The organism is Citrifermentans bemidjiense Bem (genome assembly GCF_000020725.1).
GTDB classification, from domain to species: Bacteria; Desulfobacterota; Desulfuromonadia; order Geobacterales; family Geobacteraceae; genus Geomonas; species Geomonas bemidjiensis.
In genome coordinates, this window is record NC_011146.1 from 1,820,472 (window position 1) to 1,841,298 (window position 20,827).

The following is a 20,827-nucleotide window of genomic DNA, read 5'->3' on the forward strand; positions in this document are numbered from 1 at the left end:
AGATCCCTATCCTGCGACGGTCATAGCGCCGCTCGTCGGGGTGTAGAGCCGGCAAAACGCGCGCTCCTCTTCTCTAAGGGCGAAGTAGTCGTCAGGCGTGTTGATGTTCTTGAAGGAGTCGAAGCTGGGGTCGATGCGCGCTACCTCATCCGGCGTTACATCCCAGACCCGTACCTCCGGAAAGAACGAGACGATGCGCCGCCTCCCGGCGTCAAGCGAGCGTTCCATCGCCGGGAGACACCCTTTCCCGTACAGCGCGTGCAGCGGCTCCGCCCCCTTCTCTCCGTGCGGGATCACCACGTCCCCCCGGTCCCGGCACCCCGCCAGCATGGCAATCAGCTCCGGGTTCAGGTACGGCATGTCGCACGCAACAGCAAAGATGTACGGGGTCCGGCTCTGCTGCAGCCCGGCGTGCAACCCCGCCAGGGTCCCCATCCCTGGGTAGAGGTCAGCTCCCTTCCTGCAGGGGAGAAAGTCGTACTGCTCCGGCGTGTTGGTGACCAGCAGCACGTCGTCGAAAAGCTCTCCGAGCAGGCGGTGGATCGACTCGATGAAGCGTCCGCCCCGGTAGGGGAGCAGGGCCTTGTTGCTCCCCATGCGGCTGGAGACCCCCCCCGCCAGGATGACCCCGGTGATACCGCCCGCGGCGACCTGCCGTCTTGTTGCTCCTGTCTTCTTCATAAGATGTCCTTTCTACTTGCCCCGTACGAACCCTTCTCTGGACGCCAGCAGGTCCAGGTGGATGGTCAGCAGATCCTCCACCTCCAGCGGCACCTCGCTCCCACCCTTCCTTGTGTCGCGCGTCTTGATGTACCTGCTGCAAGCCCGGCAGGTATCGACCCGGGTCGCCCCCTCGCCTGCGGTGAAGTAGGAGAGCTGTTGCGGGTCTTCGCAGCCGCAGGACGGGCACTTGATCCTGCGGAAGGACCAGCTGTAGCTGCAGGTCGAGCAGCAGAGGCGGCGCTCCCCTTCGTCGCCTGAGAGCTCTGCCATGGCCGGACGCGCGCCGCAAACGGGGCAGATGCTTTCGTGCCACCCGGGGAAGGCCCCCGCGCCGAGCACGGCGGCGCAAGGTTCCAGCGCTGCCTTCAGCGGAATCTCCAGGATGTACTCAAGAAGCGCTCCCGGCACACCAAGTGCCAGGGAAGCCTCGTCCAGCGGGGCGCGGCGCCGCTCCAATATGGCCGCCAGCATAGGCTCCGGGTCGAGCTTCCCGGATTGCAACGCCTCCCCGATATTCCGTAGCGCCGCCGCCCCCTCCGTGCTCTCCGCCTCCAGCACCGTCACCAAACCGGCCAGGAAGGTGACCAGCGTCAACCGGTCCACCCTCAGCTCCGAGGGGGAGATGAGCGGGAAGCCGTTCGAGCTTCTTTGCTCCTGATCCACTCCGGCCAGTTCGACCCCGATGCCGGTGCCTCCTTCGTGCTGCAACTGGTAGTGGTAGACCGCCGCGAAGAACGGCGCGATGGCCGCATATTCCGGCGCCCGGTGCACCGCGCTCTGCAGCGCCTCGATTTTCCTCTCCGTGCTGTACATTTCCGGCTCCTGTCTGTGTGGTCTCAAGGTTTATTTCCCGCCGGTCCGCTCCCGGTACCATCTCGGATGGTGATGACGCGCCCAATCCTTGCGGACGTCTCCGTAGAGCATCCCCTGTACCGTCCCCGGGTTGCCGATGGTGGCCAGGTAGACGTGCAGCACCATGAACATGATGGAACCCACGAACATCAGCCCGTGCAGCATCAGCGAGATCTGCACGATCCAGCGCGGGAAAGCTGTGGGGACCCAGATGAAGAGGCCGGTGATCCCCAATACCAGGGTGGCTACCGCTATGAACAGGGCGAACATCTTCTGCCCCGGGTTGTACCTGCCGATGTGGAAATGATGCGGCTCGCGTGAGAGGTAGCCCCCCGCCTTCCTGAACCACTCCATGTCGTTGCTGTCGAAGCTGGAGATCTCCGCCCTGTGGTCCAGGTACATATAGGCCGAACTCAGGAAGAAGATGGGGCCGGCGATCTTGTGGATGAGGATCGCGTTCTGCCCACCGCCGAAGAAGTTGAAGTAGCCGTTGAACAGGCGCGAGAAGAGCCCCACCCCGGAGAGGACCAGGGTGAAGAAGCTCGCGGTCACGATCCAATGCAGCACGCGCTGCCGCGTGCTGAAGCGCTCGATGTAGTTACTCATGACTTCCTCCCTTCTCTTCCGTCTCCTCGGTGCGCTGCGGGCCGACCGTCACGTAGTGCAGCAGCACCGCGCCGATGCTCCCCCAGAAACCGAGGATGCCCAGCGGTTTGATGACGTCCTTCCAGAGGAAGATCGAGGTGGGTATCTCCGGTTTCGCCGGCAAACCGTACTGCTCGGGCGGCCCTTCCAGCGCGTAGACCACCCCGAGCCCCAAGAGGTCATCCACCCCGTAGAGCTTTTTCTTGGCGGCCGTGGCCTTCTTGATCAGGTCGTTGCGGTTGCCGAACTGCAGCGCCTGGGTGGGACACGCCTTGGCGCAGGCGGGGGACATCCCGGCCGCGATCCGGTCATAGCAGAGATGGCACTTGGCGACCTTGTCGTTGCTGTCGTAGCGCGGGATGTTGAAGGGGCAGGCCGAGACGCAGTACTTGCAGGCGATGCATTTCTCCTTGTTGAAGACGACGCTCCCTTCCTTGGTCCGGTACAAGGCACCCGGGGAGGGGCAGACCTTGATGCACCCCGCGTCGCCGCAGTGCATGCAGCGCTGGTTCAAAAACTGCCATACCGTCTGGCCTGAACTCTCCTGCTCGATGAACCGGATGCGGTTGTAGAGCGCCGGGGTCAGGTCGCGCGGGTTCTCGGTGCTCCCCATGTTGGCGGTTTTGTCCGCCTCAAGTTTGTTCCACTGCTTGCACGCCACCTGGCAGGAGCGGCAGCCGATGCACTTGGAAGTATCGACAAGAAAGCCTTTACGGCCGCTTTGATTAATAGTGTCGGCCATGGCTCACCCCTTTCTCGCGATCCCGGCCATGAACGCCTTGGTCTCGGGAATCATCGTATTGGCGTCCCCCGCGGTGGGGGTCAGCAGGTTGGCGGCGTCTCCCACGCCGGGGGTGTGCCAGCCAAAGCACCAGGGGAGGCCGATCTGGTGCACGACCTTGTCCCCTATCTTCATCGGCTTCATGCGCACGGTCACCATGGCCACCGCCTCGACCTTGCCGCGGGCGGAGGCGACTTCGACCAGGTCGCCGTTGGCGATTCCCTTTTCCTTGGCGAGCTCCTGGCTGATCTCGCAGAACTGGCGCGGCTGCAGTTCCAATAGCCAAGGGGTGTTGCGGGTCATGACGCCGGTCTGCCAATGCTCGGTGACGCGATAGGTGGTGGCGACCAGCGGGAAGCGCGGGTCGGCGTTGGCGAGGATGTCCTCCTTCACCGCGGGGTCCTTGAAGATCTTTACGGCCGGGTTGTTGAGCTGTTTGGAGAGAAGATTCTGGGCCAGAGGCGACTCCATCGGCTCGTAGTGCTCGGGGAAGGGGCCGTCCTTAAGCCCCGGACCGAAGATCGCGGCCACCCCGTCCGCCCTCATGATGAAGGGCTTTCTCCCCTCCGCTCCTGCGGCAAGAGGCGGCCAGGGGCCGTCGGGGACGTCGCCCACCCATGCCCCCATTTTGCCGTCCGGCAGCACCGCCAACGGGTTCCAGTAGACCACTGCCTTTTTCACGTTGAATGGCTTGCCGCTTGGGTCGCACGAGGCGCGGTTGTAGATGATGCGGCGGTTCACCGGCCAGCACCAGCTCCATTCCGGGAACATCCCGAGGCCCGTGGGGTCCTTCTTGCCGCGCCGGGCCATCATGTTCCCTTTCTCGTTGTAGCTCTGGCAGAAGATCCACGAGCCGCAGGAGGTGCTCCCGTCGGCCTGGAGCTGGGCGAAACCTCCCACCAGTTCTCCCTTTTTGCCGAGAAGCTTCTTCGCTTCCCAGGGTTGGGGCGGTTTCGGGGGTGCCTCACCGGGTTTGAGCGGCTTGGCGGGCTCGGCGACGTCCTGGAGGAAGTAGCCGTTGATCTCCTTGGCCACCTGGTGGATGTCGATGGAGCGGATGCTGCCGTCGGCCCTTTTGAAGCCGTAGTTCCAGGTAAGTTTCAAAAGTTGATCGGGGAGCGCGCCCCCTTCTTTCGCGTAGAGAACCCTGATCGCCTGGTACAGGTCGTTCATGATCTCGGAGTCGGGCTTGCTCTGCCCGAGCGGCTTGACCGCCGCATAGCGCCACTGGGCCCAGCGCCCGGAGTTGGTGATGGAGCCTTCCTTCTCGAAGGATGCCGCCGCGGGAAGGAAGAAGACCTCCGTCTTCACCTTGGCCGGGTCCATCCCCGGTCCCTTCCAGAAGGAGGCGGTCTCGTTGTCGAAGAGGTTGACCGCCACCATCCAGTCGAGCTTCCCAAGGGCGTTACGGACCTTGTTGGAGTTCGCCCCGGAACAGGCGGGGTTCTGCCCCCAGGCGTAGAACCCCTTGAATTTCCCCTTGAGCATGTTGTCGAAGATCATCAGCCAGGAGCCGTTCATGCCCGGGTCGAGCTTCGGGAGCCAGTTGTAGCCGAAGTCGTTTTCCTTGGTGGCGTTGTTGCCGTAGATCGCCTTCAGGTAGCTGACCAGGTACTTGTTGCGGTTACCCCACCAGTTGGCGCTCTGCGGGTCCTTGCTCTTCGGGGTGTGCTTTTCGATGTAGGCAGCCGTGGTGGGAAGGTCGGCCGAGGGGACCGGCATGTAGCCCGGGAGGATGTGGAACAAAAGTCCCTGGTCAGTCGATCCCTGCACGTTCGATTCGCCGCGCAGCGCGTTCACCCCGCCTCCGGCGACGCCGATGTTCCCCAACAAGAGCTGGATGATGGACATGGTGCGGATGTTCTGGGTGCCGACCGTGTGCTGGGTCCACCCCATGGCGTAAAGCGAGGTGCCGGCGCGGTCGGGCCTGCCGGTGGAGGCGTAGAGCTGGTACACCTCCAGGAGCTTTTCCTTGGGCGTCCCCGTGGTCTTGGAGACCAGCTCCGGGGTGTAGCGGCTGTAGTGCTTCTTCAGGAGCTGGAACACGCAGTTCGGGTCCTGCAGGGTCGGGTCCTTCCTGATGCTGTCGTCGGCCTCCTTCTGGAAGGACCAGCTTTTAACGTCGTAGCTCCGCTTCTGCGGGTCGTACCCGGAGAAGAGGCCGTCCAGCTCTCCCGGGAGCTTGAAGTCGCCGCTCACCAGATAGGAGGCGTTGGTGTACTCGGCCACGTACTGCTCGAAGTAGAGCTTGTTCTGCAGGATGTGGTTGATCATCCCGCCCAGGAAGGCGATGTCGGTTCCGGAGCGCAGCGGCGCGTACAGGTCCGACTTTGCGGCGCTGCGGGTGAAGCGGGGATCGACGCAGATGACCTTCGCCCCCGACTCCTTCGCCTTCAGGATCCAGCGGAAGGCGACCGGGTGGTTCTCGGCGGGGTTCGCGCCCATGATGAGGATTACGTCGGCGTTCTTGAAATCTATCCAGTGGTTCGTCATCGCACCGCGTCCAAACGACTCTGCCAGAGCCGCTACAGTGGCGCTGTGTCAAATGCGCGCCTGATGTTCGATGTACACCAGGCCCAACCCCCTTAAAAATTTTTGGTACAGGTAGCATTCCTCGTTGTCCAGCGCGGCGCTGCCGACCGAGGCGATACCCATGGTACGGTTCACCTCGGCCTCGATCTCTTTCTCGACCTCGACCCCGGCGACCTTCTCCTTGACCTTTATCTTACTGGTGGGGACGAAGGAGGCGTCGCGGGTCGCCTTGGTCTTTCTGGCGATCTGGTCGAGCGCCCACTCCCAGGTCACCTCCTGCCAGGCTGCGGCGCCGGCGGCCCGGTACATCGGCTTGGTGATGCGCGCCTTGTTGTCGCGCAGCTGGTACACGGAAGAACCCTTGGGGCAGAGGGCCCCTTCGTTGATGGGGTGGTCCGGATCCCCTTCGACGTTGATGACGTTGTCGCCCTGGGTGTGCACGATCATGCCGCACCCGACGGAACAGTAGGGGCAGATGGTCGTGGTTTCCTTGGCGTGCTGGATGGCGAGTTCCTGGGCTTTCGCCTCGACGGGATCGAGGTTGAGCCCCAGTGTGGTCGCCGCCACGCCGACACCCGAGATCTTTAAAAAGTTCCTCCGTGACACTTCCATGGCTGCTTCCTCCGTTTTTTACTGTTGGAAAACCCACCTGTTCTGCGTCAATTTTAAAACGTCGTGTCTTCATTATAATGAAAAGCCAGGCGTTCTCATCTTATCCCTATACATTTGTAATTTCAACTTAAGATACAAAAAATTCTCTGGCGCGGTGTAGAGGATATGTTTAGGGGCGAGGGCATGTGTGCGGATGTGGTAGAACCTTGTTACTTCGTTATGGGAGGTGGGGACTGCTTGGAGGATCAGCTGTATTTTCGCCACAGCTCCAGGCCGCTGTAGGCCTGCTGGAACCCGAAGGAGAGCAGGGCGCCGGCGTAAGGAGAGGACGCGGCGGGCTCCCCGTTGATCCGCTCGACCTGGATTCTCTTCAGCGGGTTGAAGTCGCGGGAAAGGAGGGTGTGGAAAAAGCGCAGGTACTCCGGGAGCCTCTCGTCGTCCGGCTCCACCTTAATCTCAAGCTCCTTGCCGTAACGCCTCGATACCAGCACCAGCTCTGCGCCCCGGTACACGAGGTGGGTCGAGGGGAGGCGGGCGGGGAGGCGATACGGCAACCCGTCAAGCCCGATGCCGCAAAGGGAGGCGGGGTCGGCGGCGTTGAGCCAGTAGACGGCGTCCGTCGGCATCCCGCGCTCAAGCTGCCGGTACGCCTCCGGGGAGATGAACTGCAGCCCCGGTATGCCCGTGAAGAAGCTCCCCGAAAGCACCTCCCCGGACATCTCCATGATGCGCAGCGTCCTGAACAGCCGGCTCCACTGCAGGGGAGGGAGCTCGCGCGCCAGAAGCTCCCTGAAGAGGATGCCGTAGCGCTCCAGCAGCACGCGCACCCGGTCCTTGTTCCTCTCCTCTATTTCCAGCGCGTCGGTCGCCCCTTCCTGCGCCGGGAGTAGATACCAATTGCCCGGGCCTTCCTGCACGCGGCTCCAGCGGTTTCCGGACGGGCGCCTTAGGTGCCGGCTGTGGCTCGCGGCGTGTTGCGGCAGCTCGAACCGGTTCAGAATCCCCATGCGCACCGCAGCGAAAGAGTCGTTGCCGAGCTCCCCGCTCCAGGCCTCTTGCCAGAGTTGCTTCGTCACCGTCGCCGGGGAGAGGCCCGACATGAGACAGATCGCGGTGAGGCTGTAGTGCCCCCGGGGATCGGGGATAAGAGGGGAGGGGGGCTTGGCCCCCGGCTCCAGAGGTGCATTCTCCCTTTCCTGAATCTGAAACAGGTCCAAGTCCTCCGGAAAGGCGAAGGAGAGTCTCTTCGGGCCGCAGCCAAACCAAAGGAGGTCGCTGGACTGCATGAGGCTATCCAGCCAGGCCCCGAAGTAGGGGGCAAGGCGGGCGGGCAAAACCTCTTCTTCCCAGAGGGGTGCCGAAAGCGGCGCGCCCAGCAGCTGCTCCAGCCTGTCCCTTAGGTCGTCCGCGGAACTCCCCGGAGCGGCAAGCCCCTGCACCGTCGCCAGGAACAGGGGGAGCCGGGAGAGATCCAGCGCCTCGAAGGCGGGCTTTCTCGATCTGCGCAGCATGCGCAGCAGCGCCTCAAGGTTGACTGCATCGCAGATCTGCGGCTCCGTTGCCGCCTCGGTGAACTGGTCGATCAGCATGGCGCCGGTCTCTTCCAGCGTCTGCAAGGTATCGCGCAGCAGCTGGTCGGAGAGCCCCAAAGTCAGTTGCAGCCTGGTTACCTCTATAGGACCGTAATAGCTCAGCCACCTTGCCACCGACCTTGCCGCGGCCGGTTCTTCTTCCTCAGCTCCCTCGTCTGTGGCAAGACTGTTACGCTCCCAGAGCCGGTCCAGCGACTCCTGCAAAAGTGCCGTCATACGCTCGTCGCCGGCGAGCGGCGACCAGGGCAGCTCCTCTTTCTCCAGCGCAAAAGCCCGGGCCAGCTCCGGGATCATCTCGACGGCTGCCACCAGCGGGGCCTCAGTTTTCGGCAGCGTCAAAGCGACCAGCCGCCCGGCTATCTGCGGCAGCAGCTCCTCTTCCGCTAAGCCGCTGTCGCGCCTGACCGCTTCAAGGAGCAGCGGCCATTCCGAAAACGGGATCAGGAGCCTTTCCTTCGCCCAGTCGATCAGCTCCCTGGGGGAATCGGGGGCGTATCCCGCGGCCAGACGCTGCCGCTTCTGCTCGAAGAGCCGCACCAACTCGGCGGGGAGCCGCGGGCGCAGGTGCGCGGAGAGCGCCATTTCCTTGGGGAGGTCGCTTCCCAACGCCGATCGCCGCCCGCCCCCCAGGGTGTCGTCCTCGTAGACGTACTTGTTGGTCTGCTGCCAGATGAGCCCCTGGGCGAAGGGGGATGCTTTCGTGGTGCGGACCCGGGTAAGATAGATGCTCCCATCCTGGATCTCCTCCAAAAGCCGCTTCAGGTTCACCAGGTCGAATTCATCCTTAAGGCAGGAGCGCCAGGTTTCCAAGAGCACAGGGAAGTCGCGGTACCTGAGCACGGAGGCGAGGAGCTTCTTGGAGCGGAGGCGATTCAGCCAAAGCGGCATCCTCCTTTTGAAGTTGCTTCGGGACAGCAGCAGCGCGCGCCCTGCGTTCTCCCTGAAGCGCGCGCCGAAGTAGCCGGTCCCCTCCATCGATTCCCTGAGCAGCGGCTCGATGTTCTCCGGCGTGACCAGTTCGAGGAGATGCTCCGGCTGCTCCAGGTCGTGGGGGAGCAATAGCGCGATCCCGTCGTTGTTGTAGAAGGCCTGCAGCGGGTAGCCGTAGCGCTTCTCCCAGGCTGCTGTGAGCGCGAAGGTGAACGGGCGGTTGACCGCGTTCCCCCAGAGGGTGTGCAGGATGATCTGCTCCGTTTCCGCCCCTGCGGCCGGGTCGCGGAACTGCTCGATCAGCAGATGGTGGCGGTGGGGAAGGGGGGCATTGGTCGATTCCTTTTGCAGTTTCAGGTAGCTCTCCAGCGCCCGAGCCGCGTCCCGGTCCATGAAATGCCGCTGCATCAGCTCCTCGATCAATTCCGGCTCCCCCAGCCGCTCGTCGCAGTGCTGCAGGAACGAGGCGATCTTTTCGGAATAGAAGAAATCGCGGTCCAGCTCCTCCGCCCTCCAGAAGGGAATGATCTGCTGCGACTTCCTGGCCGGCACCACCAGGACCGTGCTGTGGGTCACCTCCGTTATCTGCCAGACCTGCGCCCCGAGCGCGAAGGTGTCCCCGATCCTCCGCTCCCAGACGAACTCCTCGTCCAGCTCCCCTATCTTGGCGCCGCTCTCCTTCAGGCGCAGCTCGAAGTACCCCCTCTCGGGAATAGTCCCTCCCTCCAGGTAGATGAGCATGGAAAGCGCGGGGCGGGTCGAGATGGTCTGCTCCAGCCGGTCCACCGTCGCCCTCGGGCGCAGCTCGGGGACGTGCGAGTCCGCGTATCTTCCCTCCAGCATGCCGATCACCAGGTCGAACTGCTGCCGGGAAAGGTTCCGGTACGGGTAGCACCCCTTCAGGAAGTCGTAAAGGTCGTCCAACTGCCAGGTCTCGGCCAGTGCCATGGAGAGGACGATCTGGGCCAGCAGGTCGAGTGGGTTCTCCACCGGGCGGACCTCCTCGATCTCGCCGTCGGCGATGGCGCGGGCGATGACTGCCGCCGAGACGAAGTCCATGCCGTAGGTGGGAAAGAGCATCCCGGAGCTCACCTCTCCCACCCCGTGCCCCGAGCGGCCGATGCGCTGAATGGCGGAGGAGATGGAGCGGGGCGTCTGGATCAGCACCACGCTGTCCAGCCGACCGATGTCGATGCCTAATTCCAGCGAGTTGGTTGCCACTATCGCCTTCAGCTCGCCGCGCTTCAGCCGTTCCTCGACGGCCAGGCGGATCTCCCGCGACAGGGAGCCGTGATGGGAATAGGCGAGCTCCTCGCCCGAGAGCTCGTTGATCAGGCGGGTGACCTTTTCCGTGGTGCGCCTGCTGTTGGCGAAGAAGAGGGTGGAGCGGTGCCGCTCGATGATCTCCGCGAATCGGGCCGTGAGCGCTGGCCATAACTCGTCCGCAGCTCGTTTTTCCCCAGCCTCATCCGGAGCGCTGATAGTGAGGCTGAAGCTTTTCCCGCGGTCCCCGCGGACTATGGAGATGGGCCGGGGAACATGCTCTCTTCCGACTTGTCGGAGCCCCCCCACGAAATCCGCCACCGTTTCCAGCGGCCGCACCGTGGCCGACAGCGCGATGCGCTGGAATTCACCGCTCAAGAGCACCAGCCGCTCCACCGCCGTGATCAGGTGCGTCCCCCGCTTCCCCCCGGCGACCGCATGGATCTCGTCCAGGATTACGGTGGCGACGCCGTTGAGCGTCGCCCTGCTTCCCTTTGAAGTAAGGAGGATGTTGAGACTCTCGGGTGTGGTGATCAGGATCTCCGGGGGATGGCGCAGCATCCTTCGGCGCTCGTCGCCTGGTGTGTCGCCGCTGCGGGTCATTACCCCGATATCGGGGAAGGGAACCCGGTGCTTCGCGAAGTGCTGGCGCAATTCGAAAAGCGGCGCGGTCAGGTTGCGGCGCACGTCGTTATTCAGCGCCTTAAGCGGGGAGACGTAGAGCACTCTCGTTTCCCCGCAGGGCCAGGCGCCGGTCACCAACTGGTTGATAGCCCACAAGAAAGCGGCCAGCGTCTTCCCGCTTCCGGTCGGGGCAGTCACCAGCACGTGCCGCTCTTGCATCACCTCGCTCCAGGCGCGCGACTGTACCAGTGTCGGTTCTCCCAGGGTTTCCCTGAACCAGTCGGCTATCAGCGGGTGGAAATATTTCAGGACGTTTTCCGGCATAGCTATGACTTTAGGTCAAGAGGGAAGTTAATCAAGTTTTCTCGCAGTCATCTTTCGATTCTGCTTGAGCCGCGTTGACTCCAGCCGATAGGAACTAGAGAGGCTGACGCAGCACGCGACGTCACGATACAAAGCAGCGGGAAAGGCATAGCAAACGGATGTGACATTGCCCTTATCGTTCCTCAACGACAAAAGCGGCGATTTCACGATTTCGATGAGACAAAATAGTTGTCTTCAAAGAGTACCAAGTGATATTTACACTGCGGCAACCTACGTTGAGTTCAAGGCGAAGGTCGTCCTTGATGCCCGCGGCATCAAGAACCCGCCGGAATCAAAAGGAGATATAGATGAAGAAATCCGTACTGTTGATGATGCTGGTGCTTGCGTTGACGGGTGCGTGCAACTCGGACAAGGGCAAGGAGCTTTTCGACACCGCGCAGTTCGAGGAAAAGCAGAACAACAGGGAACACGCAAAGCAGCTCTACCAGGAGATCGTGAACAAATATCCCGATAGCCCGGTTGCGAAACAGGCGCAGGAAAGACTGGCGGTATTGCCGAAATAGCCGACCTTCGCCCTTTGGGCTACGGTGGGCAGGCTCCGCCTTCGCCCTTTGGGCTACGGTGGGCAGGCTCCGCCTTCGCGCTGCACGCTGCCGTGGGCAGGTACTCGTTTTTGGGGGGTAATTCTCGATCCCGGAGCGAAGCGGAGTCCCCGCCCCCGGAGGGGGAGGGTTAGGGAGGGGAGGAAATCTGTGAGATTACGCGTACTAGGTTGTTCAGGTGCCGAATTCCCCGGACACAGTCCATCGGCTTTTCTGATCGACGACTCTTTGCTCCTGGACGCCGGGACCGTGGGTGCCGTGCTCAGCGAGGACGAGCAGTGGCGCATCGACGACATCCTGGTGACCCATTCGCACCTGGACCATATCCGCGGCATCCCGCTTCTGGCCGATAACATCGTCGTCTCCCGACTTTCCCGGACCGTCCAGGTCCGCGGCACGACTGAAGTCCTCGCGGCTCTCGGCACCCACCTGATGAACGGCGTCATCTGGCCCGATTTCACCCGCATCCCCACGCCCGAGGCCCCGGTGCTGCGCTACCAGCCGATCCCGGTAGATAAGTCCTTCGCGGTCGGCGATTACGAGGTGCTGGCCTCCCCCGTGAACCATCCCGTCCCTGCGGTCGGCTATCGGGTGAGCAGGGGGGGGACTTCGCTGCTCTACACAGGCGACACCGGCCCCACCGAGCGCATCTGGGAGTTGGCCGGGGAGTTGGCGGCGCTGATCGTCGAGGTTTCCTTCCCGAGCGACATGGCGGAGATAGCGCTTCTCACCGGTCACCTGACGCCCATGCTCCTGGGGAAGGAGCTGGCGAAACTGCCGAAACTCCCCCCGCGCATCCTGATTACCCATCTGAAACCGCAGTATTACGACCGGATCGAGGCGGAGCTTGCGGCCCTGCGTCTTCCGGGGGTCGAGCTTTTGCGCGGCGGAAACGTCTATGACCTGTGAATGCGCCAATGCCTAACCCGCCTGCAAAAACTCCTCGGGGGCGAGGCTTGTCGCCAGCATCACCATGTTGATGTCCCGGTGCTCCTTCCAATGCTCGGTCCCCTTGTTCCGCTCCTCCCGCCAGAACCGCTCTATCTTCGGCACCATCGCCAGGTGTGGCGTAAGCGCCTCGATGCGTGGGGTGAGCTCGAAGAGCAGATCGGGGTCGTGATCCTCCTGGAACTCGACCACGAGCCTCGCCAGGTTCGCTACCCCCCTAAGCCCGATCGACAATCCCAGTTCGCGGAACGCCAGCCGGTAGCGCGCCGGAAGTTCCAGGAAACCGTCCCCCGCGCTCTCCAGGCTCGCCAGGCTGTCGTCCAGTACCTGCCGGAAGAGGCGCAGATGCTGAAAATCCCCTTTGATCACCAGCAGCTCCATCCAGTTGGCATCGCACAGTAACCCCCCGATGCCTAAAGGGTCGTCGGTGGCCAAGCTCTTGCCGCGGCACATCGCCGCCAGTTCCCCGATCTCCTCTCCCAGGTCCGGCAGCCCGTCTACGGCGAAGTCTCCCGCAAGCGACCGCAATTCGCTGTAGGTGACCAGGCCGTCCAGCGGGTCGTGCAGCCCGGCGGAACGGACCTGCGGGCGCTTCAGGTCGATGCTCATCTTCCACTGCAGCGCAGGCGACCCCTCCGGCGTCGCGGCGTAGCGGAAAGCGCGGTGCGCGGTCCGGGCCAGTTCCATGCCCCACCTGAGGTAGGTGACGTCTCCGGCGACCCGGGTCATGCAGCTTAGCGCGTGCATCCACTTGGTCAGGTAGTGGTAATACTGCCCGTCGCGATCCCACTCCAGGCGCTCGTCTGCAGGCTCGTCCGGGGCGCGCTCGGGAAGCTTCTTCCCTATCCTCAGTCCCCCGATGGTTGGGTGTAGTTCTCCCTCCTGCTCGTCGAGACCGCTCAACCAGCCGCTCGCTTGGCCGTCGTCCCGGTGGCGCCCGAGGACGTGATGCACCTGGTCGACTAACTGCCGCGCCAGCTCCAGCCAGGTTTCGTCATGAGAGCGACGGTAAAGCTCCAGGAAGTTGCAGACGGCGAAGGCGTCGGTCCACAGGTAGCGCCGCGGCGCCCGGTCGGGGTCGGTAAGCCCGGTGCTCCCGGCGAAGTCGAGCATGATGTCGCCGACCAGCATGATGTTGTTCTCTTTGTCCATGTCCGCTCCCTTCTCTCAGCCGGTCAGGTACCTGTTGTCCGCGGGCCACAGCCCCAGTACCTGCCGGATAATAGCGATCTCGCCGATGTGATAGGCGTTGTGGTCGGCCGCCAGCACGACCTCTCTCAAGATGTTGTAAGAGGGGGAGTGCGGCAGCGGAGCCAGAAGGTCGTTCCGCTCGTCCCTGACCAGTTCCTTTAGCGCTTCGAGGTCCGCCAGGAACCCGGCACAGCTTCTTTCCCACCCGGCAACGTCGGTTCTCCAACCCGCGGCCGGGCGGTAACCGTAGGGGTAGTCCGGCGAGACGTGCGCCGGGTTCCGGATGAACTCCAGGATGTCCCATTGGGCGATGCGCAGGTGCTCCACGAAATGCCAGAGCGAGTAGGGCGTGTTTGGGGGCTTCCGGTTGATCGAATCCGGCGGCAGCCCGGCGAGCACCTCCTCGAAGCTGAAATGGGCGTTGCCCCCTTCCAGCAGGTCGAGGAGTTCCTTTCTCAGCGAACGGTCCTCTTTCATGTGACCCCTCCTTGCCGGCCTCTGATTTTTCACACCCTAACTCTACTGGCCCGGGTTCATAAATGCAAAGGCGAGCGTCGCCTTTATCATGAGCGTTGACGGTTATAATTAGCAGCTTATAATCTACTACTTCTGGGAACCCTCAAGGAGGAGCCATGGATACCTTTTTCGCCTCGCCCGAACCCCAAATCTGCCGCCAACTCAGTGAAGCGAGCCGAGGCCGAGGCCCTAGAATCGTGCGGCCGTCGGCCGCTGCGGACCCGGTGCAGGATTTCGCGCGCTCGGCCGCGGCAGGGCTCGCGTCTCCGCCGCGCCGCTTGGAGAGCAGGTTCCTGTACGATGCGCAGGGGAGCATCCTCTTCGACCAGATCACCGCGCAGCCGGAATACTACCTTACCCGTACCGAGGCCTCGATCCTCGCGGCCAACGCCGCCCGCATCAGGGCCCTCACCGGACCGACGAACATAATGGAGCTTGGGGCCGGCAGCGCGGCGAAGACGGATAATCTTTTGAGAGCCTGGCTGGAGCGCTCCAAGGCGGTCTGCTATTTTCCGGTGGATGTGAGCCTGACCGCGCTCCTGGGGGCCTGCAAAAGCATCTCGGCGAGGTTTCCTGCTGCCCGCGTCATCGCGGTGAACAGCGAGTACGCTGAAGCGTTCCCGCTTCTTTCGCAGCTCTCCCCTGTGCTGGTGACCTTCCTGGGGAGCAGCATCGGCAACTTCAGCCGGCTCGAGATGACTAGCTTCTGCCTCGCCCTGGCGGCGTCGATGCGACCGGGCGACTTCTTACTCCTGGGCCTGGACCTGGTGAAGAGAAGTTCGGTCTTGGAGGCGGCCTACAACGACAGGGCTGGAGTAACGGAGCGTTTTACCCGCAACATCTTCGCCCGGATGAACCGCGAACTTGGCAGTGCCATAGACCTCGAGTCCATCGAGCATTCGGCGCGTTACCAGGCGGAGCTGGAGCAGATCGAGATCGACGCCTGTTTCACGAAGCGGCAGGCTTTCCTCCTTCAACCCCCGGGGAGGGCCATTACCATAGCCGAAGGGGAATCGGTGCGGACCGAAATCTCCCGGAAGTTCCGGCTGGAGCAGGTGATCCCGGAGCTGAACCGCTGCGGCTTCGGCACCGAGCAGGTCTTCAGCGACGAGCGGCGCTGGTTTGCGCTCTTGTTGCTGCGCCGCTTGCCAAGGTATAGCGGCCAATCGGGGAGGTCATAGATGTCGGAGCATAGCCGCGAGACCCGTAACGGCATGTGCGGCATCTGCCCGGCAGGCTGCCTGGTCACCGTGACCCTTGAACAGGGGAGGCTGGTGGCGGTGGAGCCCCAGGCTGGAAGCCCGATGGGTATCCTCTGCCGTATCGGGCGCCACTCCCCGCAGATCGTGCACGACCCGGACCGGCTCCTTTATCCGCTCAAGCGCATAGGCCCCAAGGGGGGGTACGACTTCGAGCGCATCACCTGGGACGAGGCCTTCGAGACCATCGTGACGCGGTTGAACGAGGTGAAGGCGCGCTACGGGGCGGAGGGGGCGGCGATCTACACCGGGCGCGGCAGCTTCGACATGGCCCTTTGCGACCTGTTCCAGCCGGCGGACGCCGCGGTTTCCTCAGCCTCCAACGTTCTCTTTCCCTTTGGGTCCCCAAACACGCTTGGTGTGGGCGCCCTCTGCTACGTTTCCTTCGCCATGATCGCCCCTCACGTCACCATGGGAGAGATGCTGATCACCATGGAGACCGACCTCGAACAGTCGGAACTGATCGTGATCTGGGGCGCCAACCCGGCTACCGATTCGCCTCCCCTGGCGCACCGCCAGATCCTGGCGGCAAGGGCGCGAGGGGCGCAGGTGGTCGCGATAGATCCGCGGCTTGGGGAGACCGCGCGGGAGGCGGGTGCTCAGTGGATCCCGATTCGTCCCGGAACCGACGGGGCGCTGGCGCTGGCCCTGATCGGCGTCCTGGTGGAAGAGGAGCTTTACGACGAGGCTTTTGCCCGCGACTGGACCGTCGGCTTCCCCGAACTCCGTACGCTGGTGCAGCACTTCCGTCCCGAAGCGGTGCAAGAGATTTCGGGAGTCCCGGCGGATAACATCAGGAACCTGGCGCGCCGCATCGCCTCGGTCCGGGGCGCGGCACCGGTCATGTACACGGGGCTTGAGTACTCCGATAGCGGGGTGCAGGCGATTCGCGCCGTCTTCACGCTCTTCGCGCTGGCCGGGCAGCTCGACGTCCCCGGGGGAGTGCTGTTCCGGATGAAAGAGAATATCTTCCCCCAGAACCGTTCCCGCCTGATTCGAAACCCGGATCTGAAGAAGGCGCTTGGGCGCGACCGTTTCCCGATCTACAGCGCCTACCGGGGCGAATCCCATGCCGCCGTGCTCCCGGAGGCCGTGCTGGAAGGAAAGCCTTATCCGGTGCGGGCGCTACTGGTGCTGGGAGGCTCCATCATCACCGCCTGGCCGGATCCGGATCTGTGGCGCCGGACCTTGTCCTCCCTCGACTTCATGGTCTCCATCAACCGCTACCACACGGCCGATTCGGCCTATGCCGACATCGTCCTCCCCGCCGCTACCTATTACGAGATCACCTCCTACATGAGGTACGGCCCGCTCTTCAAGATAAGGGAGCGGCTGGTCCTCCCTCAGGGGGAGGCGCGTAGCGACTTCCTGATCCTGGCGGAGTTGGCCCGGCGCCTGGGGTACGGCGAGCTGTACCCGCAAAGCGAGGAGGAGATGCTCCGTTTCGCCCTTGAGGGGAGCGGCTTTTCCTTGGAAGAGGTGCGGGCGCAGGGGGGGGAAGCGCGGGTTGCTGCCGTGATGATGCAGTACAAGAAATGGGAAAAGGGGCTGTTGCGTCCCGACGGGAAACCCGGTTTCAACACCCCCAGCGGCAAGTTCGAGATCGCCTCCTCCATCCTCGCGGAAAACGGCTACGCGCCGCTGCCGGTCTACACCGAGCCTGGGGAGGGGCCGCTTGCCGACCCGCAGCTGGCACGTGAATACCCGCTGGTATTCAACTCCGGCGCGCGTACGATGCACGATTTTCGCAGCCAGCACCACGGCGTGCGCGACCTGTCCGACCCGCTTCCCGAGCCGCCGGTCACCTTGAACCGGGAAGATGCGGCAGAGCTCGGGGTCGGGGAGGGGGAGCGGGTCTGGGTCGAGACCCCGAGGGGGCAGGCACTTTTTACAGCAAGGCTAACCAGCGGCATCGTGCGCGGGAGCATCGACGCCGCCATGGGAGGGGGAGGGCCGTTGGGTTCCGAGGCCTGGCAAAAGTGCAACGTGAACCAACTCACCGACCCCGGCCGCTACGATCCCATCTCCGGCTTCCCCGTCTACAAGACCCTTCTCTGTCGAGTGCGCAAGGCAGAGACTTTCGTTGCCGACTCCGCCAGTTCCAAGTCGTCCACCGGGTCCATTGAGTCCATCGGGTCCACCTTCACCGAAGGGCTAACCCCGGCCGTCGTTGCTTTGCGCCAGGTCTACCTGGACCACAACGCCACCACAGAGGTTCGCCCGGAGGTGCGGGAGGCGATGCTCCCTTACCTTGGCGGCGACTGGGGGAACCCTTCCAGCATCCACGGCAAGGGGAGCCGCGCCCGCTTTGCGCTGGAGGATGCCCGGCGCCAGGTCGCTCAAGCGCTCAACTGCACCGCCCGGCGCATCGTCTTCACCGGAGGGGGGTCCGAGGCGGACAACCTCGCCCTGCGCGGAGCGGCGCTGGCTGCAGACGGCTCCAGGCGCCACCTGGTGACCAGCAGCATCGAGCACCCCGCCGTACTCGCCACCTGCCGCGCCCTCTCCCGCCAGGGGTACGAACTGAGCGTGTTGGACGTGGACCGGGAGGGGGTGGTGCAGCCGGAACAGCTGGAGCGGGTGATCCGCCGGGACACCCTGCTGGTCTCGGTGATGCTCGCCAACAACGAGACGGGGGCGCTTCAGCCCGTGCCCGAACTGGCGCGGATTGCACATCGGATGGGGGCGCTCTTTCACTGCGACGCGGTGCAGGCGCTGGGCAAGATGGAACTGGACCTGGAGCAGTTGGGGGCGGATCTGGTCAGCCTCTCCTCCCACAAGGTCCACGGTCCCAAAGGGGTGGGTGCACTCTATATCGGTCGGGAGGTAAAACTGGAGCCGATCATCACCGGCGGAGGGCAGGAGCACGGGCTTCGGGCCGGGACCGAAAACGTTCCCGGGATCGTCGGTTTCGCCAAGGCAGTGGAGCTTTCGCAGGCGGGGCTCTTCGCCGGCGAGCCGGAGCGGCTGGCGCGGCTTCGCGACCGGCTGGAGCAGGGAATTCTCGGCATAGTACCCGGCGCGAGTAAAAACGGCCCGGAAAAGCGGCGCCTTTGCAACACGCTCAACATGCAGCTGCCGGGGATCCGCGGCGAGTCGCTGGTGTTGCTGTTAGATCGCCACGGGGTGGCGCTATCGTCCGGCTCCGCCTGCAAGTCCGGAAACCCGGACCCTTCCCACGCGTTGCTTGCCATGGGGCTCACGCCGCAGCAGGCACACTGCTCCGTCCGTTTTTCCCTGGGACGGGCAAACGACGACGGGGAGATAGAGTACGTGCTGGATCGTCTGCGGGAGCTGTTGCGGGATACCGGCCAGGCGGTGCGTTTCGTAGCCTGCCGCTGAGACGAGGGGAGCTTTAGCTGATGGAGGAAGTGCCGCGGGAGGCCAGGCGGTTGGAGGCGGCGATGAAGAATACGGCCCCGGAGCCGGCCATGTTGCCGAGGCTGATCGCGGTGAAGATCTGGTCCCGCACCAGAAAAGAGGCGTAGAGCGCGGTGATCAGCGAGCCTAGGCTCCAGCCGCCGAAGGTGACCAGGGAGAGCGACAGGGCGTGGCTTCTGTCCTTCCAGGCTTTCGCGATCTGCGGCAGGTACAGGAGCACGGCGATGACGCCGTTCAGCGCGTAGAGGGATTTGAGGGCGAACAGGCAGTTCATGTGTGAAAGGTACTACCGATGCGCTGAAAGCGCAGTGAAGTGGGTCACAAAACTGCATGGGGGCGGAGATACGAAGAGGGGGCGGAATTTTCCGCCCCCTCTCTGTATGCAATAGGGTGGTTCCGGATCAGGGGAAAGTCGCCAGGATGTAGTCGCCGATCTTCTTGGCGTCGTCCTTCGGGATCATCCCCTCGTCGAACTTGTTCATGCCGGGGCCTGGGTTGCGCATGATCTTCACGATGTCGTCCGTGCTCTTGATGTTCCGGTCGGCCATCGCTTTCTTGCTGAGAGTCTTAGCCGGGGTGATGGTATTGCCGCCGTTTGGGTGGCAGGCTGCGCAGTGCAGTTTGAAGAGCTGCTCCCCAGTGGTCGCGGTTGCAGAAGCTGCCGGTTGTGGTGTTGCAGGTGCAGCGGGAGCCGCGGTGGTGCTCTGTGGAGGTTGAGCTTGCTCTTCGCTCTTCTTCTTGCATCCTGTGACACAGGTTGCGACGAGTGCCAGAATTGCCAAAGTTACGACCAAACGCCTCTGCATGTGACACCTCCTGTTAGGGTTTATTCATCCGGGGAGTATACCAAAGAAAGTGGCTGCCGCTTCCGGTGCTGTCGACAATTCACTGCAATTGACTTTTTATTGGCTGATGTTAATTTTTTACGTCCCGCCTACTGAGAAAGGGAGGAAAGAGAGATGATGACAAAGACGATCATGGTGGCGCTGGTTCTCCTGCTACAGGTTTCAACCGCACGCGCAGAGGGTGGGGAAGAGAAATACGAATCAAGCGGCGTGGTCGGCACCGATATCGAGGATATGCAGGACAAAAAACAGGAACGAGCTTGCGATTGTTGCCAAAAGTGCAAGGCCGCCCGTGCGCCGGTGCAGCCCGGGCAGCAGCAACAAAGCCCTCTAAAGAAAAACGGCTGCGAGGATTGCTGCAAACAGTGCGGCAGGCCCTTGCTCCCCGACCCCGAAGACATCCCCCCGGAGATAGCTCCCAAGCCAAGGGCTCGATGACGGCAGGTAGAACCGCCCAAGAGACCGCACGGCAGTAAAAACCAGCAGGCTGCTTACCGCGTGGTTAGCAGCCTGTTCTTCGTCCTGCCAGTGCTATAAGAGTTTCCGCACTCCTCCCATCCCCATTCTGTCCATTCTGTCCATTCTGTCCGCAGTGCTTCAAAATAATCATTGACAGTGACGGGCGCCGCCGTTACTATGACATCCACTTTCAATTGGGGTTCACATGAAACGAGCCAAGAAAAAAATCTTCGCGGACTTCATCGCTCAGCGCGGACTCAAGACGACCAAGCAGCGGGACATCATCCTCGACAGCTTCCTGTCCAGCGACAGGCACCTGAGCATCGAGGACTTGTATCTGAAGCTCAGAGCCAAGCACCCGAACATCGGCTACGCCACGGTGTACCGGACTCTGAAGCTCTTCGCCGAGGCAGGTCTCGCCCGCGAGATGCAGTTCGGCGACGGCCAGACCCGCTACGAGCACGTGGGGGAGGGCGAGCACCACGATCACTTGGTCTGCACCCGGTGCGGCCACATCGAGGAGTTCGAGAACGAGACCATCGAGAAACTGCAGGACGAGGTGGCCAACAGCCGGGGCTTCCTGATCGAGCGCCACCGCCTCGAACTCTACGGCCTTTGCTCCGGCTGTAGAAAGTAAAGGGCTGGCGGGTTCCTCATTGGTTTAGGCTGCCCACCGGTTCTCTGCGGTCCCGCACCAAAAGCTATAAAAAATTTTTCCCGCCATCATGAAAGTGATATTCATCGACTT

The 20,827-nt window shown here is 63.0% G+C and carries 16 protein-coding genes; 6 read left to right on the top strand and 10 right to left on the bottom strand.

Going from position 1 to position 20,827, the window contains the following annotated elements; genetic code table 11:
• Positions 1-6: 6 nt before the first annotated feature.
• From mobA to GBEM_RS07925, 6 genes are all read right to left on the bottom strand, one after another.
• The gene (gene mobA, locus GBEM_RS07895; RefSeq protein WP_012530006.1) at positions 7-681 is read right to left on the bottom strand and encodes a molybdenum cofactor guanylyltransferase; all 675 of its coding nucleotides are present in this window, start codon (positions 679-681) and stop codon (positions 7-9) included.
• A gap of 12 nt (positions 682-693) precedes the next feature.
• Complete coding sequence (locus GBEM_RS07900; RefSeq protein ID WP_012530007.1) at positions 694-1,536, bottom strand: formate dehydrogenase accessory protein FdhE; 843 nt, start codon at positions 1,534-1,536, stop codon at positions 694-696.
• A 30-nt stretch (positions 1,537-1,566) separates the two neighbouring features.
• Positions 1,567-2,181 (bottom strand): formate dehydrogenase subunit gamma, encoded by a 615-nt coding sequence (locus GBEM_RS07905; RefSeq protein ID WP_012530008.1) that lies wholly within the window; start codon positions 2,179-2,181, stop codon positions 1,567-1,569.
• Positions 2,174-2,962 (bottom strand): 4Fe-4S dicluster domain-containing protein, encoded by a 789-nt coding sequence (locus GBEM_RS07910; protein ID WP_012530009.1) that lies wholly within the window; start codon positions 2,960-2,962, stop codon positions 2,174-2,176. Before GBEM_RS07910 ends, GBEM_RS07905 begins: the two co-directional genes overlap by 8 nt.
• A 3-nt stretch (positions 2,963-2,965) precedes the next feature.
• On the bottom strand, positions 2,966-6,145 hold the full coding sequence (fdnG, locus tag GBEM_RS07915; RefSeq protein ID WP_012530010.1) for a formate dehydrogenase-N subunit alpha: 3,180 nt from the start codon (positions 6,143-6,145) through the stop codon (positions 2,966-2,968).
• A gap of 245 nt (positions 6,146-6,390) precedes the next feature.
• Positions 6,391-10,878, bottom strand: a complete 4,488-nt coding sequence (locus GBEM_RS07925; protein ID WP_012530011.1) for a DEAD/DEAH box helicase — start codon at positions 10,876-10,878, stop codon at positions 6,391-6,393.
• Positions 10,879-11,225: 347 nt separating this feature from the next.
• Here GBEM_RS07925 and GBEM_RS07930 point away from each other — a divergent pair, with 347 nt between their 5' ends.
• The gene (locus GBEM_RS07930) at positions 11,226-11,441 is read left to right on the top strand and encodes a tetratricopeptide repeat protein (protein ID WP_012530012.1); all 216 of its coding nucleotides are present in this window, start codon (positions 11,226-11,228) and stop codon (positions 11,439-11,441) included.
• A 189-nt stretch (positions 11,442-11,630) separates the two neighbouring features.
• Complete coding sequence (locus tag GBEM_RS07935) at positions 11,631-12,389, top strand: 3',5'-cyclic-nucleotide phosphodiesterase (RefSeq protein ID WP_012530013.1); 759 nt, start codon at positions 11,631-11,633, stop codon at positions 12,387-12,389.
• A gap of 12 nt (positions 12,390-12,401) precedes the next feature.
• Here the strand turns inward: GBEM_RS07935 and GBEM_RS07940 are convergent, their stop codons facing one another.
• Both GBEM_RS07940 and GBEM_RS07945 read right to left on the bottom strand, forming a co-directional pair.
• The gene (locus tag GBEM_RS07940) at positions 12,402-13,580 is read right to left on the bottom strand and encodes a hypothetical protein (RefSeq protein ID WP_012530014.1); all 1,179 of its coding nucleotides are present in this window, start codon (positions 13,578-13,580) and stop codon (positions 12,402-12,404) included.
• Positions 13,581-13,595: 15 nt separating this feature from the next.
• The gene (locus GBEM_RS07945; protein ID WP_012530015.1) at positions 13,596-14,096 is read right to left on the bottom strand and encodes a DinB family protein; all 501 of its coding nucleotides are present in this window, start codon (positions 14,094-14,096) and stop codon (positions 13,596-13,598) included.
• A 155-nt stretch (positions 14,097-14,251) separates the two neighbouring features.
• On the opposite strand from GBEM_RS07945, the gene GBEM_RS07950 reads away from it, so the two are divergent.
• Positions 14,252-15,316 (top strand): L-histidine N(alpha)-methyltransferase, encoded by a 1,065-nt coding sequence (locus GBEM_RS07950; RefSeq protein ID WP_012530016.1) that lies wholly within the window; start codon positions 14,252-14,254, stop codon positions 15,314-15,316.
• Positions 15,317-18,736 (top strand): aminotransferase class V-fold PLP-dependent enzyme, encoded by a 3,420-nt coding sequence (locus GBEM_RS07955; RefSeq protein WP_012530017.1) that lies wholly within the window; start codon positions 15,317-15,319, stop codon positions 18,734-18,736.
• 13 nt (positions 18,737-18,749) lie between these two features.
• Here the strand turns inward: GBEM_RS07955 and GBEM_RS07960 are convergent, their stop codons facing one another.
• Together GBEM_RS07960 and GBEM_RS07965 are read right to left on the bottom strand one after the other, a co-directional pair.
• Positions 18,750-19,049 carry a PQ-loop domain-containing transporter gene (locus tag GBEM_RS07960; RefSeq protein WP_012530018.1) on the bottom strand — a complete coding sequence of 100 codons (300 nt, stop codon included), beginning with the start codon at positions 19,047-19,049 and terminating at the stop codon, positions 18,750-18,752.
• 127 nt (positions 19,050-19,176) lie between these two features.
• Positions 19,177-19,581 (bottom strand): c-type cytochrome, encoded by a 405-nt coding sequence (locus tag GBEM_RS07965; RefSeq protein WP_012530019.1) that lies wholly within the window; start codon positions 19,579-19,581, stop codon positions 19,177-19,179.
• Positions 19,582-19,734: 153 nt separating this feature from the next.
• Between GBEM_RS07965 and GBEM_RS07970 the strand changes: the two genes are divergently transcribed.
• The gene (locus GBEM_RS07970) at positions 19,735-20,058 is read left to right on the top strand and encodes a hypothetical protein (protein WP_012530020.1); all 324 of its coding nucleotides are present in this window, start codon (positions 19,735-19,737) and stop codon (positions 20,056-20,058) included.
• 226 nt (positions 20,059-20,284) lie between these two features.
• Positions 20,285-20,716, top strand: a complete 432-nt coding sequence (locus GBEM_RS07975; protein WP_012530021.1) for a Fur family transcriptional regulator — start codon at positions 20,285-20,287, stop codon at positions 20,714-20,716.
• Positions 20,717-20,827: the final 111 nt, after the last annotated feature.

What these genes read in the sequence shown, in the direction of transcription:
- GBEM_RS07965 (WP_012530019.1), bottom strand. Translation starts at nt 19,581, where the DNA reads ATGCAGAGGCGTTTGGTCGTAACTTTGGCAATTCTGGCACTCGTCGCA.
- GBEM_RS07905 (WP_012530008.1), bottom strand. Translation starts at nt 2,181, where the DNA reads ATGAGTAACTACATCGAGCGCTTCAGCACGCGGCAGCGCGTGCTGCAT.
- GBEM_RS07945 (WP_012530015.1), bottom strand. Translation starts at nt 14,096, where the DNA reads ATGAAAGAGGACCGTTCGCTGAGAAAGGAACTCCTCGACCTGCTGGAA.
- GBEM_RS07970 (WP_012530020.1), top strand. Translation starts at nt 19,735, where the DNA reads ATGATGACAAAGACGATCATGGTGGCGCTGGTTCTCCTGCTACAGGTT.
- GBEM_RS07960 (WP_012530018.1), bottom strand. Translation starts at nt 19,049, where the DNA reads ATGAACTGCCTGTTCGCCCTCAAATCCCTCTACGCGCTGAACGGCGTC.
- GBEM_RS07975 (WP_012530021.1), top strand. Translation starts at nt 20,285, where the DNA reads ATGAAACGAGCCAAGAAAAAAATCTTCGCGGACTTCATCGCTCAGCGC.
- GBEM_RS07925 (WP_012530011.1), bottom strand. Translation starts at nt 10,878, where the DNA reads ATGCCGGAAAACGTCCTGAAATATTTCCACCCGCTGATAGCCGACTGG.
- GBEM_RS07950 (WP_012530016.1), top strand. Translation starts at nt 14,252, where the DNA reads ATGGATACCTTTTTCGCCTCGCCCGAACCCCAAATCTGCCGCCAACTC.
- GBEM_RS07940 (WP_012530014.1), bottom strand. Translation starts at nt 13,580, where the DNA reads ATGGACAAAGAGAACAACATCATGCTGGTCGGCGACATCATGCTCGAC.
- GBEM_RS07930 (WP_012530012.1), top strand. Translation starts at nt 11,226, where the DNA reads ATGAAGAAATCCGTACTGTTGATGATGCTGGTGCTTGCGTTGACGGGT.
- mobA (WP_012530006.1), bottom strand. Translation starts at nt 681, where the DNA reads ATGAAGAAGACAGGAGCAACAAGACGGCAGGTCGCCGCGGGCGGTATC.
- GBEM_RS07955 (WP_012530017.1), top strand. Translation starts at nt 15,317, where the DNA reads ATGTCGGAGCATAGCCGCGAGACCCGTAACGGCATGTGCGGCATCTGC.
- GBEM_RS07900 (WP_012530007.1), bottom strand. Translation starts at nt 1,536, where the DNA reads ATGTACAGCACGGAGAGGAAAATCGAGGCGCTGCAGAGCGCGGTGCAC.
- GBEM_RS07910 (WP_012530009.1), bottom strand. Translation starts at nt 2,962, where the DNA reads ATGGCCGACACTATTAATCAAAGCGGCCGTAAAGGCTTTCTTGTCGAT.